Annotated in this window: 12 protein-coding genes and 1 riboswitch; of the genes, 7 read left to right on the top strand and 5 right to left on the bottom strand. The window is 60.1% G+C overall.

Annotated features, from left to right (window positions below; all coding sequences use genetic code 11):
* Positions 1-190: 190 nt before the first annotated feature.
* The 3 genes from DKB71_RS31205 (at position 191) to DKB71_RS31195 (ending at position 3735) form a co-directional block, all read left to right on the top strand.
* On the top strand, positions 191-1924 hold the full coding sequence (locus tag DKB71_RS31205; RefSeq protein WP_408599208.1) for an FAD-dependent oxidoreductase: 1734 nt from the start codon (positions 191-193) through the stop codon (positions 1922-1924).
* A gap of 639 nt (positions 1925-2563) precedes the next feature.
* Positions 2564-3115, top strand: a complete 552-nt coding sequence (locus tag DKB71_RS31200) for a cytochrome b (RefSeq protein ID WP_274075621.1) — start codon at positions 2564-2566, stop codon at positions 3113-3115.
* 32 nt (positions 3116-3147) lie between these two features.
* Complete coding sequence (locus DKB71_RS31195; protein ID WP_408599207.1) at positions 3148-3735, top strand: YceI family protein; 588 nt, start codon at positions 3148-3150, stop codon at positions 3733-3735.
* A gap of 228 nt (positions 3736-3963) precedes the next feature.
* Here the strand turns inward: DKB71_RS31195 and DKB71_RS31190 are convergent, their stop codons facing one another.
* The 4 genes from DKB71_RS31190 to ahcY form a co-directional block, all read right to left on the bottom strand.
* Positions 3964-5838, bottom strand: a complete 1875-nt coding sequence (locus tag DKB71_RS31190; protein WP_274075620.1) for a DEAD/DEAH box helicase — start codon at positions 5836-5838, stop codon at positions 3964-3966.
* Between the two features lie 225 nt (positions 5839-6063).
* Entirely contained in the window at positions 6064-6879 is an 816-nt protein-coding gene (locus tag DKB71_RS31185; protein ID WP_274075619.1) for an ABC transporter substrate-binding protein, read from the bottom strand.
* Between the two features lie 190 nt (positions 6880-7069).
* Entirely contained in the window at positions 7070-7915 is an 846-nt protein-coding gene (gene metF, locus DKB71_RS31180; RefSeq protein WP_274075618.1) for a methylenetetrahydrofolate reductase [NAD(P)H], read from the bottom strand.
* Positions 7916-8077: 162 nt separating this feature from the next.
* Positions 8078-9487 (bottom strand): adenosylhomocysteinase, encoded by a 1410-nt coding sequence (gene ahcY, locus DKB71_RS31175; protein ID WP_274075617.1) that lies wholly within the window; start codon positions 9485-9487, stop codon positions 8078-8080.
* Between the two features lie 23 nt (positions 9488-9510).
* Positions 9511-9613: riboswitch (S-adenosyl-L-homocysteine riboswitch) on the bottom strand.
* A gap of 198 nt (positions 9614-9811) precedes the next feature.
* Here ahcY and DKB71_RS31170 point away from each other — a divergent pair.
* Together DKB71_RS31170 and DKB71_RS31165 are read left to right on the top strand one after the other, a co-directional pair.
* Positions 9812-10216: an acyl-CoA thioesterase gene (locus DKB71_RS31170; protein WP_008057039.1), complete on the top strand. Its 405-nt coding sequence runs from the start codon at positions 9812-9814 to the stop codon at positions 10214-10216.
* A 71-nt stretch (positions 10217-10287) separates the two neighbouring features.
* Positions 10288-11175: a formate/nitrite transporter family protein gene (locus DKB71_RS31165; RefSeq protein ID WP_274075616.1), complete on the top strand. Its 888-nt coding sequence runs from the start codon at positions 10288-10290 to the stop codon at positions 11173-11175.
* Here DKB71_RS31165 and DKB71_RS31160 read toward each other — a convergent pair whose 3' ends face one another.
* A complete protein-coding gene (locus DKB71_RS31160; protein WP_408599206.1) occupies positions 11176-12345 on the bottom strand; it encodes an MFS transporter in 1170 nt (389 codons plus the stop codon).
* 269 nt (positions 12346-12614) lie between these two features.
* Here DKB71_RS31160 and DKB71_RS31155 point away from each other — a divergent pair, with 269 nt between their 5' ends.
* Entirely contained in the window at positions 12615-13448 is an 834-nt protein-coding gene (locus tag DKB71_RS31155) for an EamA family transporter (protein ID WP_274075614.1), read from the top strand.
* A 31-nt stretch (positions 13449-13479) separates the two neighbouring features.
* The gene (locus tag DKB71_RS31150; protein WP_408599205.1) at positions 13480-13863 is read left to right on the top strand and encodes an MAPEG family protein; all 384 of its coding nucleotides are present in this window, start codon (positions 13480-13482) and stop codon (positions 13861-13863) included.
* Positions 13864-13932 lie beyond the last annotated feature (69 nt).

Here is a 13932-nt window from a genome sequence, read left to right as displayed (position 1 = left end):
CGCGGACATACAATCGCGCAAGCCTATGCAATGCGTGCCTCGGGAACAACCCATTGTGTCGATTGAGCTACTTTGTATAGGGCGGTAGACGTTGCTGGCGGGCGTCTGACGGCTGACGTATCCTTCGCGGTTCTAGAGCCGCCTGGCTCGCAAAACCGCTATTTTTTCCTGAATTTCCGGAGTTCGCAGAATGTCTGTCGGTTGGCTGCGCGCCTGTGCGCTGGTGATGTTGGGGCTGTTCAGCGTGTCTGCGCTGGCAAAGGATAAGACCGCGATCGTGATCGGCGGCGGGGTCTCGGGCCTCACGGCTGCTTATGAGCTGCAGAACAAGGGCTGGCAGGTCACGCTGCTGGAAGCCAAGCCGAGCCTGGGCGGTCGCTCCGGCATGGCCACCAGCGAGTGGATCGGCAACAACAAGACCCAGCCGGTCCTGAACAAGTATGTCTCGGAATTCAAGCTGAGTACCACGCCAGCCCCTGAATTCGTGCGCACCCCGAGCTACCTGATCGACGGCGTGTATTACACCGCCGCCGACCTGGCCACCAAGGATCCAACCACGGCCGAAGCGCTCAAGCGCTACGAAAAGACTGTGGACGACCTGGCGCGCTCGATCGAAGACCCGCAAAACCCGTCGGCGAACAACACGCTGCACGCCCTGGACCAGATCAACGTGTCCAACTGGCTCGATCGCCTGACCCTGCCGGCCACTGCCCGTCAGTTGGTAAACCAGCAGATTCGTACCCGTTATGACGAGCCTTCGCGTATCTCGCTGCTGTACTTCGCCCAGCAGAGCAGCGTTTACCGTGGCGTTTCCGACCGTGACCTGCGTGCTTCGCGCCTGGTCGGCGGCAGCCCGGTGCTGGCCCAGGCCTTCGTCAAGCAGTTGAAAACCATCAAGACCAGCTCCCCGGTCTCGGCCATCATCCAGGACAAGGACGGCGTCACCGTCAAGGTCGGCAGCGTCGGCTATCAGGCAGACTACGTCGTACTGGCCGTGCCTCTGCGCGCGCTGAACAAGATCCAGATGACCCCGGCGCTGGACGCCCAGCACCTGGCGGCGATCAAGGGCACCAACTACGGCTGGCGCGACCAGATCATGCTGAAGTTCAAGACGCCGGTGTGGGAACCCAAGGCGCGCATGTCCGGTGAGATCTATAGCAACACCGGCCTCGGCATGTTGTGGATCGAACCGGCCTTGAAGGGCGGCGCCAACGTGGTGATCAACCTGTCCGGCGATAACGCACGGGTCATGCAGGCGTTCGGCGACAAGCAGATGGTCGATCAGGTGCTGATCCGCCTGCACGCGTTTTATCCACAGGCGCGCGGTTCGTTCACCGGTTATGAAATCCGCCGCTACAGCACCGACCCTTCGATGGGCGGCGCTTACCTGGCCTTCGGCCCAGGCCAGATCAGCAAGTTCTGGCGCCTGTGGGAACGCCCGATCCAGCGCGTAGCATTTGCTGGCGAGCACACCGACACCCTGTACCCGGGCACCCTGGAAGGCGCATTGCGCACCGGTCAGCGTGCAGCCAGTCAGGTTGAAGACCTGGCGGCGGGCAAATCGTTTGAACCGAAGGCCGCTCCAGTAGCCGCTGCAGCTGCAGCCGGCGCGGTGGCGGCGAAGAAGGGCAACTTCTTCACCAACCTGTTCGGCGGCTCGGATGACGCGAAGAAGCCGGAACCGGTCAAGGCACCAGAACCTGTCGCACCGGCGCCTGCACCAGCGCCGGCACCGACCCCTGCTCCTGCTCCGGTCGAAGCGCCGAAGCCTGCGGCACCGGTGAAAGCCGAGCCGGCGAAGAAGACCCCGGCCAAAGCGCCGGCGAAGAAAACCGAGACGAAAAAAACCTCGGCCAAGGCGCCCGTGAAAAAGACTGAGCAAGCGAAGAAGCCAGCGGCGACCACGGTCACCAAGGCGCAGTAACGTTCAGGCGTAAAAAAAAGCGCGGCCCGAGGGTCGCGCTTTTTTTTGCCTTCCGGTCAGTCCTACACGCCTCAGCGATACATCAGAGACTTCCCACAAGCGAATCAGAAGGGAATGATGGGTAGCGCTTGACCTTGAGTTCTATGCTCTTCAGAAACGGGAGAGCACATGAAAGAAGTGATAGTAATCATCCTATTGATAGCCCTTTTCGGATGTGCAAATGCCGAGCTATTTAATGAGGAGTACAGCCGAAGATTCGGCCATGAACTGGCCTATAAATGCGATATGAATCCGTACGATCCTGACTGTTTACAGCCGCCTCCCGTGTATCACAATTAGGCAGGGCGCAGACTACTGAGACCAAGGTTTCGTAACGTTCAGGTGTAAAAACAAACGCGGCTCAGGGCTGAGTTTTTTTTACGCCTGAAAAAACCGAGAGCCGAAATCGAATAAACCTTTTGATACAGGTGTTCTCAGGTTTGTATTCACTTTTTTTCACAATCTCGACTTTAATCTTTCCTTAACCCGTGTGTTACAGACTCTTGATCGCATTTTTCGATATTTCAAAGCGAAATTTTCCGCTTTAATTCGATAGATAAATCGATAGTCTTGGGCCAGCACTTACAGGGATCTAGGCAAATGCAGCTACGAAACTCTACTTCCCGCTACGGCTGGGTCAGCATTTTCATGCACTGGGGTGTGGCGCTGGCGGTCGTCGGATTGTTCGCGTTGGGGCTGTGGATGGTCGGGCTCGACTACTACAGCACCTGGCGCAAAGACGCGCCGGACCTGCACAAAAGCATCGGCCTGGTGTTGCTGGGCGTGATGGTGCTGCGGGTGTTGTGGCGCTTCGTCAGTCCGCCGCCACCAACCTTGTCCAGCTACAGCCGCATGACGCGCCTGGGCGCCAGGTTCGGCCATGGCTTTCTGTATCTCAGTCTGTTCGCTGTGATGATTGCCGGTTACCTGATTTCCACCGCAGAAGGTGTCGGTATCCCGGTGTTTGGCTTGTTTGAAGTGCCTGCGCTGGTGTCCGGGCTACCGGACCAGGCAGATACCGCCGGTGTGATTCACCTGTACCTGGCGTGGGTGCTGGTAATTTTTTCCGGCCTCCATGCGTTGGCAGCATTGAAGCACCACTTTATCGACCGTGATGTGACCCTCAAGCGCATGCTGGGTCGCAAAGCCTGAAGCTCAACCTCGACTCCAAAGGAAAACAAAGTATGTTGAAAAAGACTCTGGCCGCTCTGGCAATCGGCTCCGCCCTGTTGTCTGCCGGTAACGTAATGGCCGCTGACTACGTGGTCGACAAGGAAGGCCAGCACGCCTTCGTTGACTTCAAGATCAGCCACCTGGGCTACAGCTTCATCACCGGTACCTTCAAGGACATCGACGGCAAGTTCAGCTTTGACGCTGCCAAGCCTGAAGACAGCAAGATCGAATTCAACGTGAACACCGCCAGTGTGTTCACCAACAACGCAGAACGTGACAAGCACATCTCCAGCAAAGACTTCCTGAACGGCAGCAAGGCCACCTTCGTTTCCACCAGCGTCAAACCTACCGGCAAGAATGCCGCTGGCAAGGACACTGCTGACGTGGCTGGCGACCTGACTATCCTCGGCGTGACCAAGCCAATCGTGGTCAAGGCCACTTTCCTGGGTGAAGGCAAGGATCCATGGGGCGGCTACCGTGCAGGCTTCGAGGGTACTTTCAGCCTCAAGCGTTCCGATTTCGGCAAGCAGAAAGACCTGGGCCCATCGTCCGATGCAGTTGAAATGTACGTGACCTTTGAAGGTGTCAAAGCGAAATAATTTTCGCGCCTGACAAAAAACGCCCGCTGCTCTTTTGAGCGCGGGCGTTTTTTATTGCGCTACACAATCCCCTTGTAGGAGCTGGCTTGCCAGCGAAGGCGTCTTTGAACGTTGCGTCGGTCTTTCGGACGCCTTCGCCGGCAAGCCGGCTCCTACAGGTTTTGTGTTCAAGCATAAAAAATGCCCCGGACCTTTCGGTTCGGGGCATTTTTTTATCGCAGCGACAAATCAGCGATTGCGGGTCAGCAATGCCGGTTTTTCACCGCGAGGACGGCTTGGCAGTTGATCCAGCTGCTCAGGTGTCGGGAAGCGATCGGCCTTCGACTCCTTGTGCATGATCTTCGGCGCAGGACCGCGCGGGTTCTGCACGGCCGGTTCCGAACGCGGTTGATCGTCACGGGCCGGGCGGCGGTTGCGCGAGTCTTCGCGACGGGCCTGGCCATCACGTGGCGCGCCGCTGCGTGGACCGCTGCGCTTGGCTGGCGGGGTGCCGGTGCTGGCGCCATCGCTGTTGCGCGGACCGTTCTGGCGACCGCCCTGTGGCTTGCCGCCACGAGGAGCGCCGGAACCGGCGGCGGTGCCTTGTGCCGGTGCACCTGGACGACGACCACGGCCCTGGGCAGGTTTCTGCTGTGGCACGTAGTCGACGCGGTTACCGAAGTTATCGATATCGTCGTCCAGGAACTCGTCCGGAGCACGATCAGCCGCGGCACGCGGCGCCTGGCTTGGCTGGCGCTGCTCGCGGGCCGGGGTGCCTTCGCGCGGCTTTTGCTGACGGGCCGGACGCTCACCGCGCTCGGCCGCCGGTTTTTCCTTGCCCTTGTCCTTGCCTTTGTCCTTGCGACCGCCACCACCGCCGCCGCCATTCGGACCATCACCGCGCGGGCCACGTGGATTGCGCGGGTTGCGCACGTCCGGACGCTCGCGTGCTTCGGGTTTCTCGGCTTCCACAGCGCTGATATCGAAGCCCATCAGGTCGCCGTCGGCGATTTTCTGCTTGGTCATGCGCTCGATGCTTTTCAGCAGTTTTTCTTCGTCCGGGGCCACCAGCGAGATCGCCTCGCCCGAACGACCGGCACGGCCGGTACGACCGATACGGTGCACGTAGTCTTCATCGACGTTCGGCAGTTCGAAGTTGACCACGTGTGGCAACTGATCGATGTCCAGGCCGCGGGCGGCGATGTCGGTGGCCACCAGGATGCGCACGGTACCGGCCTTGAAGTCGGCCAGGGCTTTGGTGCGCGCGTTCTGGCTCTTGTTGCCGTGGATCGCGACGGCGCTCAGGCCGTGTTTGTCCAGGTACTCGGCCAGGCGGTTGGCGCCGTGCTTGGTGCGGGTGAACACCAGGACCTGTTCCCAGGCACCGGCGGTGATCAGGTGCGCCAGCAGCGAACGCTTGTGGTTGGCCGGCAGGCGGAATACGCGCTGTTCGATGCGCTCGACCGTGGTGTTCGGCGGCGTGACTTCGATGCGTTCCGGGTTGTGCAGCAACTTGCCGGCGAGGTCGGTGATGTCCTTGGAGAAGGTCGCCGAGAACAGCAGGTTCTGGCGTTTGGCCGGCAGACGGGCCAGGACTTTCTTCACGTCATGGACAAAACCCATGTCGAGCATGCGGTCGGCTTCGTCCAGCACGAGGATTTCCACGTGGGACAGGTCGACGCTGCCTTGGCCGGCGAGGTCGAGCAGGCGGCCAGGGCAAGCCACCAGCACGTCGACGCCACGGGACATGGCCTGGACTTGCGGGTTCATGCCGACGCCACCGAAGATGCAGGCGCTGACGAACTTCAGGTCACGGGCATAGACCTTGAAGCTTTCGTGCACTTGCGCGGCGAGTTCGCGAGTAGGGGTCAGGACCAGTACGCGCGGTTGGCGCGGGCCGTGACGCTGGGATTTGTCCGGGTGACCGTTGGGGAACAACCGCTCCAGGATCGGAAGGGCGAAACCGCCGGTTTTACCAGTACCTGTCTGTGCCGCGACCATCAGGTCGCGACCTTGCAACACGGCGGGAATGGCCCGCTGTTGCACCGGAGTAGGCTCGGTATAGCCCGCTGCCTCGATGGCGCGGACTAAAGCCTCGGAGAGACCGAGGGAAGCAAAGGACATGAGTAATCCTGTTCTAAGTTAGGGCTTGGCCCAATGGGAGTCTTGCCTGGCGCGAATGGCGTTTATGGGGAACGCAATCCCGTCCGGTCCTGCTTCGGTCACGAAGGCTCGTCTGGAGCGCTCGCGCGGGCTGAAAAGCTGCGCTGTAGCGGGGTCGAGATGCCTTGAACGGTTCCGAGCGTCCGGGCGTGAGCCTGGCGGGAAGGCCGGAGTATAACAGAGCAATCACTGCGCGCCGCTTTCCTGCTGCTCAACGGTTTTTTCCGTGTTGGCCGTGGTTCGTGCGGGGTTGACGATAATGGCCGGGGCGGCGCCATAGCGCGCGCTGAGTTCGGCGTAGGCCGGTTCGCGCTTGAAGCGTTTGAGTTCGGCGCCGAAGCGCTGCACCAGCAGGTCCATGCCGGCATTGCGGCGCACTGCCAGAAACTGGCTCTGCTGACTGATGATCGTGGGGTTTTCGGTGATCTTGTTACGGATGTTCAGTTCGTCGAGCAGGTGCTGGCCGACCCGGCGGTCGGTGATCAGCAGGTCGATCCGCCCGCGCACCAGCTTGCCGAAGTTCGCTTCATGGCTGGGGGCCGGTTCCCGGGTGAACAGGGTCGAGTCCCGAAAGTCCTGGCTGTACAGGTAGCCGGGAGAGATGCCGATGGTCAGGCCGCGCAGTTCGTCCAGGGTGCGAAACGGATGGGGCCGGGCATTGGCGTAGAACATCACGAACTGGACTTCCGAGAGCGGTTCGCTGGGGTAGAGCAGGGTCGCATCGCGCTCTTCGCTGTGGAAAATGTCCAGTGCACCGTCCGCCTGGCCGGTTTCGAGCATCGACAGGCAGCGTTTCCAGGGCAGGAATTGCCATTCCACTTCGATGCCCAGGCGCTTGAAGACGATGGCGGTGGTTTCGTAGTCCAGCCCCAGGGCCTTGCCGTTTTCCTCGTACACGTAAGGTGCCCAGGGTTCGGTGACAATGCGCAATTTCTCGCCCCTAGCGGCAAAGCTAAGGCAAGTGATAACGAGCAGGGCGATTAACTGCGTGATCAAAGGCATGGGCTTGAGATTACGACGAGAAACGCGAAAGAGCCAGAAACTGGCAGCAGATGCTCTAACTCCGTGGATTGCCGCACAATAAAAGTGCGTGAAAGCAAAAGATCGCAGCCTTCGGCAGCTCCTACAGGGATTACACATTTCCCCTGTAGGCGCTGCCGCAGGCTGCGATCTTTTGATCTTGCCTTGATGCTTAACGCGGCAACTTCAGGTTGTTCCACACCGCCAGGCTCGCTTCAGCCTGGTTCAGCGTGTAGAAGTGCAGCCCTGGCGCGCCGCCCTGGAGCAGGCGTTCGCACATTTCGGTGATGACTTGCTCGCCGAAACGCTGAATGCTCTGGGTATCGTCGCCGTAGGCTTCCAGTTGCTTGCGGATCCAGCGTGGGATTTCCGCACCGCAGGCATCGGAGAAGCGGGCCAGCTTGCTGTAGTTGGTGATCGGCATGATCCCCGGCACGATCGGAATGTTCACACCCTTGGCCCGCACACGCTCGACAAAGTAGAAGTAGCTGTCGGCGTTGAAGAAATACTGGGTGATCGCACTGTCGGCGCCAGCATTGGCCTTGCGCACGAAGTTGTCGATATCGTCTTCGAAGTTGCGTGCCTGTGGATGCATTTCCGGGTAGGCAGCGACTTCGATGTGGAAATGATCACCGGTTTCTTCACGAATGAATTCAACCAGGTCGTTGGCGTGGCGCATTTCGCCGCTGGCCATGCCCATGCCCGAAGGCAGGTCACCGCGCAACGCGACGATGCGCTGGATGCCGGCGGCCTTGTACTGGCTCAGCAGGCCGCGCAGGTCGGCCTTGCTGTCGCCGACGCAGGACAGGTGCGGTGCGGCCGGGACTTTGACTTCGCTTTCGAGCTGCAACACGGTGTTGAGCGTACGATCACGGGTCGAACCGCCGGCGCCATAGGTGCAGGAGAAGAAATCGGGGTTGTACGTGGCCAGCTGACGGGCAGTGGCGAGCAGCTTTTCATGCCCAGCGTCGGTCTTGGTAGGGAAGAACTCGAAGCTGTAGCGACGATCTTGGGACATGGTCATATCCTTGGAAACACGTAAGCCTGGAAGACGTGCACATCCCCATGTGGGAGCGGGCTTGCTCGCGAAAGCGGTGGGTCAGACAACATTTATGTCGAATGATGAACCGCCTTCGCGAGCAAGCCCGCTCCCACAAGGGAGAGCAGGCTGCAGATCCGATCAGTAGCGGTAAGCGTGCGGCTTGAACGGACCTTCGACGGTCACGCCGATGTAGTCGGCCTGGGTCTTGGTCAGTTGAGTCACGACGCCGCCGAAACCGCGGACCATTTCCAGGGCCACTTCTTCGTCGAGTTTCTTCGGCAGTACTTCAACGGTCAGGCGCTCGGCTTTCTGGGCTGGCGACAGGTCGGCGTACTTCTGGCCGAACAGGAAGATCTGCGCCAGTACCTGGTTGGCGAACGAACCGTCCATGATGCGGCTTGGGTGGCCAGTGGCGTTGCCCAGGTTAACCAGGCGGCCTTCAGCCAGCAGGATCAGGTAGTCGTCGTTCTGCGGATCGAAATCGCCAGCGCCGGTACGGTGGATCTTGTGAACCTGCGGCTTCACCTCTTCCCATGCCCAGTTCTTGCGCATGAAAGCGGTGTCGATTTCGTTGTCGAAGTGGCCGATGTTGCAGACAACAGCACGCTTCTTCAGGGCTTTGAGCATGTTCGCGTCGCAAACATTGACGTTACCGGTGGTGGTCACGATCAGGTCGATCTTGCCCAGCAGCGCTTTGTCGATGCTGTCTTCGGTGCCAGTGTTGATACCGTCGATGAACGGCGAAACCAGTTCGAAACCGTCCATGCAGGCTTGCATGGCGCAGATCGGGTCGACTTCGGAGACTTTGACGATCATGCCTTCCTGACGCAGGGACTGGGCCGAGCCCTTGCCCACGTCACCGTAGCCGATGACCAGCGCTTGCTTGCCGGACAGCAGGTGGTCGGTACCACGCTTGATCGCATCGTTCAGGCTGTGACGGCAGCCGTACTTGTTGTCGTTCTTGCTCTTGGTCACCGAGTCGTTGACGTTGATGGCCGGGATTTTCAGCTCGCCCTTGGCCAGCATGTCCAGCAGGCGGTGCACGCCGGTGGTGGTTTCTTCGGTCACGCCGTGAACGCGGTCCAGTACCTGTGGGTACTTCTTGTGCAGCAACTCGGTCAGGTCGCCGCCGTCGTCGAGGATCATGTTGGCGTCCCATGGCTGGCCATCCTTGAGGATGGTCTGCTCCAGGCACCACTCGTACTCTTGCTCGGTTTCACCTTTCCAGGCGAAAACCGGGATGCCGGCAGCGGCGATGGACGCAGCAGCCTGGTCCTGAGTCGAGAAAATGTTGCAGGACGACCAGCGTACTTCGGCACCCAGGGCAACCAGGGTTTCGATCAGCACGGCGGTCTGAATGGTCATGTGGATGCAGCCGAGGATCTTCGCGCCCTTGAGCGGTTGCTCTTCGGAGTACTTGCGACGCAGACCCATCAGGGCCGGCATTTCCGATTCGGCGATGATGGTTTCGCGACGGCCCCAGGCAGCCAGGGACATGTCGGCGACTTTGTAATCGTTAAAATCTGCAGGCGTGATAACAGCGCTCATGAAGAGCCTCCATTCGTAATGTATGCGAATGGGCGCCGTTGTGCGTTTAGTGTCTGGCTGATGACAGCCAAGCAACGCCCCATCCGAGCCTGACAGGTTGAACCTGCTGCAGCGCCCCTCGGACAGGTGGCGGGAAAACGGTAGCAAGTGAAGATTACCGTTTTGAAACGGGGGCGATTATAGCGGGCTATGCTGATCTTCCAAAGGGTTTCTGTTGGTCAATGTCCGAACGGTAATCGAGACCATAGTCGATGCTCAATAGAGCTCTGGCCCGGGGTCTGCCAAGATAGTGCCCATCATTCGGCAAGACGCTCAGGAGTGAACATGAATTTCCACACCCGCAAATGGGTTAAACCCGAAGACCTCAACCCCAACGGCACGCTTTTCGGCGGCAGCCTGCTGCGTTGGCTCGACGAAGAAGCGGCGATCTACGCGATCGTCCAGCTGGGCAACCAGCGCGTGGTCACCAAGTACATTTCCGAAATCAACTTCGTCAGCGCCTCGCGCCAGGGCGACATCATCGAGTTGGGTATCACCGCTACCGAGTTCGGTCGCACCTCGATCACCCTCAAGTGCGAAGTGCGCAACAAGATCACCCGCAAGAGCATCCTGACGGTGGAGAAGATCGTTTTCGTCAACCTGGGCGAAGACGGGTTGCCGGCGCCACACGGCCGCACCGAGATCAAATACGTCAAAGACCAGTTCAAGGATGAAGGCGCCGTCGAATAATTTGAGGATGACGAACGGAATCTGAACCGCGCGGGTCGTAACTACATCGCAGCCAGCGGTTCAGGAGTTCCATGGACACTCGAAAAGACGGCAAGACCCCCGACCTCTCGGCCAAAGAACAGCACGAAGTCGAAAAAAACCAGCCACCACGCGCGGCGGTTCTGCACGAAATCATCCGCACCCAGGGCAATCAGGAGCTGGAACGCAGCGTTGCCGCCCTGTGGTGGTCGGCGCTGGCCGCAGGCCTGACCATGGGCCTGTCGCTGATGGGCATGGGCTTGCTCAATTCCCGATTACCGGACGGCGAAGGATTCAAGGTCATCGCCAGTTTCGGCTACTGCGCCGGTTTCCTCGCGGTGATCCTCGCCCGCCAGCAACTGTTCACCGAAAACACCCTGACCGCCGTGCTGCCGATCATGAGCAAACCCACGCTCGGCAACTTCGGTCGGTTGTTGCGGCTGTGGTCGGTGGTGCTGGTGGGCAACCTCTGCGGCACCTTGCTGGTAGCCTACGTCATGCTGGAGCTGCCGATTTTCGACAGCAAGACCGACGTGGCCTTCCTCGACATCGGCCGCAAGGTCATGGAAAACGACGTCGACCAGATGTTCGCCAAGGGCATCATCTCGGGCTGGATGATCGCCACCATGGTCTGGATGATTCCGTCCATGGAGAGCGCCAAGATGTGGATCATCATCCTCATCACCTACCTCATGGCGCTGGGGGATTTCACCCACATCGTGGTCGGTTCGCTGGAAGTCGGTTATCTGGTGTTTGCCGGCGAGCTGCCGTGGAAGGATTTCTGGCTGGTGTTCGCCGGGCCGACACTGGTGGGCAACATCGTGGGTGGCAGCTTCATCTTCGCCTTGATCAGCCATGCGCAGATTCGCAGCGAGAGTGGGCCGCCAAAAGAACCAGCGGATCAGGCTGGAAAACCTGATCCGCAGGAGATCAGGAAATGATCAGCCCGGCACATTCACCACAGCGCCAGCGCGCCGTTGCAGGTAGATGAAATACAGCGCGGCCAGCACGGTCAGGCCACTGACCGCTGCACCGGTCCACGGCAGGTCCGCGAGGTCGGCACCGCTGGCGACCACCAGCCCGCCGATCCAGGCACCTGCCGCGTTACCGAGATTGAATGCGCTCTGGTTCAACGTTGAGCCAAGATTGGGCGCTTCATGGGCCTGGTCGATGATCAGCAGTTGCAGGATCGGGCACAGGGCGAAGGCAAAAATGCCCCACAGCACCAGGGTGATCGCGGCCGGAATCACCGAGTGGCTGGTCTGGCTGAACGCGGCCAGTACCACCACAACGGCCAGCGCCATGCCGACCAGTGAAGGCAGCAGGCGGCTGTCGGCCAATCGTCCGCCGAGCATGCTGCCCGCCGTCAGACCCACGCCGAACAGCAACAGCATGATGGTCACGCCATGGGGGCTGACGCCGGTGATGTCCTGCAGGATCGGCGCGATGTAGGTGAATACGCTGAACAAACTGGTCGAGGCCAGCACGCTCATGCCCAACGCCAGCAGCACGTTGGCCTTGCCCAGCACTTTGAACTCGCTGGCCAGGTTGGCTTTGTCCATCGCGATGTGCTTTGGCAGCCAGACCCATTGCGCAATGGCCGCGATCACACCGATCACCGACACCGCCCAGAACGTCGAACGCCAGCCGGCGTACTGCCCAAGCGCGGTGCCCAGTGGCACCCCAAGCACGTTGGCCAGGGTCAGGCCGGTGAACATCATGGCAATGGCCTGGGCCCGTTTGTTCGGCGCCACCAGGCCGGCGGCGACCACCGAGCCGATACCGAAGAACGCACCATGACACAGGGCCGTGATCACCCGCGCGGCCATCAGCGTGGCGTAATTGGGGGCCAGGGCGCAGAGCATGTTGCCGAGGATGAACATCAGCGTCATGCCCAGCAGTGTCGCCTTGCGCGGCATGTTGGCGGTGCCGACCGCGAGGATCGGTGCGCCGAACACCACGCCCAGGGCGTAGCCGGTGATCAGCAGTCCGGCGTCGGGAATGCTCACCGCGAGGTCGCGGGCAACATCGGGCAACAAGCCCATGATGACGAATTCAGTGGTGCCGATGCCGAACGCGGCAACAGCAAGGGCAAGCAAGGCGAGTGGCATGCGCAAGGTCTCTGTCGGTAGTCTTGACGCTTTGATCAGGCATACGCATGCCAAGGACCGATATCGATGAGAGCGGGCCGGGGCATTTTTTATTGGAATTAGGTGTGCGCAACTGAGTGCGGCGTGGTCGGTTGCAGTATAAACAGCTGCTGACATATGGCGAATCAGTTCTTGTAGGAGCCGGCTTGCTGGCGATGGCGTCCCTGAAATCGCCATCGCGAGCAAGCCGGCTCCTACAAGGGGGCGATCCACAAGAAAAGGAGTAGGCCGTGCTTGCGACGGCGTTGGTGTTGGTGGCGGCGCTGCTGCATGCGGCGTGGAATACCCTGATCAAATTCAGTGCCGAGCGTTTGCTGGTGGTGGCCTGCATGGACAGCGTGGCGTTGCTTTTTGTCGCGCTGATGCTGCCGTTCGTGCAGCTGCCGCCGCTGGAAATCTGGCCATGGATTCTTGCCTCGGCTGCGTTCGAGTTGCTCTACCGCTATTTGCTGATCCAGGCCTATCGGGTCGGCGACCTCGGGTTGGTCTATCCGTTGATGCGCGGTTTATCGCCGCTGGTGGTGTTGGCGCTGACGCTGATTTTTGCCGGGGAGGTGCTGACTAACCAGCAGATTTTCGGAATCCTGCTGATCCCGCTCGGCATGCTTTGCCTGCTCTGGCAGGGGGGAGGCGGTGCACGCTTGCCGTGGTCGATGCTGCCGGTGGTGGCGCTGATCGGCTTGTGCATCGGTTGCTACACCTTCATCGACGGCCAGGCGCTGCGGCGCTGGTCGCATCCTCTGGATTACCTGGTCTGGGTGACATTGCTCAGTGCCTGGCCGTTTCCATTGCTGGCCTGGGTACGCAAACGGCCGGCGTTCAAGTTGTTTTGGCGCGAGCAGTGGCGCCTGGGTCTGGCGGTCGGATTCTGCGTGTTATTCAGCTACGCTCTGGTGCTGTGGGCCATGCAGCTGGGCTCGATTGCCGAAGCGGCTGCCTTGCGCGAGATCAGCGTGATTCTGGTGGTGCTGTTCGGCATGCGTTACCTGAAAGAACCTTTCGGCGGCCCAAGGCTCTTAGCCTGTGGGCTGGTGTTGGTCGGCATGCTGGTGATGAAATTCTGACTGTTCTGAAACGTGAAGAAGGGACTGCTTTATGACGGTTGCTCTGTGGTGCATTTTGATCGCGATTTTTCTGCCTTATGTCTGTACAGGCATCGCCAAGGCCAGTGGCGGGTTTCGTCTGAGTGACAACCATGATCCCCGTGACTTTCTCGAGTCGCTCAATGGTTTGGCCAGGCGCGCGCATGCGGCGCAACTGAACAGCTACGAAGTGACCCCGGCGTTCGCGGCGGCAGTGATCGTGGCGCATCTGGTGGGCAATGCGGAGCTGGTGACGATCAATGTGCTGTCGGTGTTGTTCATCACCAGTCGGCTGCTGTACATCATTTTCTATCTGGCTGACCTGGCGATTTTGCGGTCGTTGGCGTGGTTTGTGGGGATGGGGTTGATTGCTGCGTTTTTCGTTGTGTCGGTCTGAATTTTCACCGCCATAAAGGGCCTCTTCGCGAGCAAGCCCGCTCCCACACTGGATAACCTTCAACACAAA

Source organism: Pseudomonas sp. PLMAX (assembly GCF_046042685.1).
GTDB classification, from domain to species: Bacteria; Pseudomonadota; Gammaproteobacteria; order Pseudomonadales; family Pseudomonadaceae; genus Aquipseudomonas; species Aquipseudomonas putida_AE.
The sequence above is the reverse complement of the archived record's forward strand: the minus strand, read 5'-3'. Positions and strand labels throughout refer to the sequence as shown.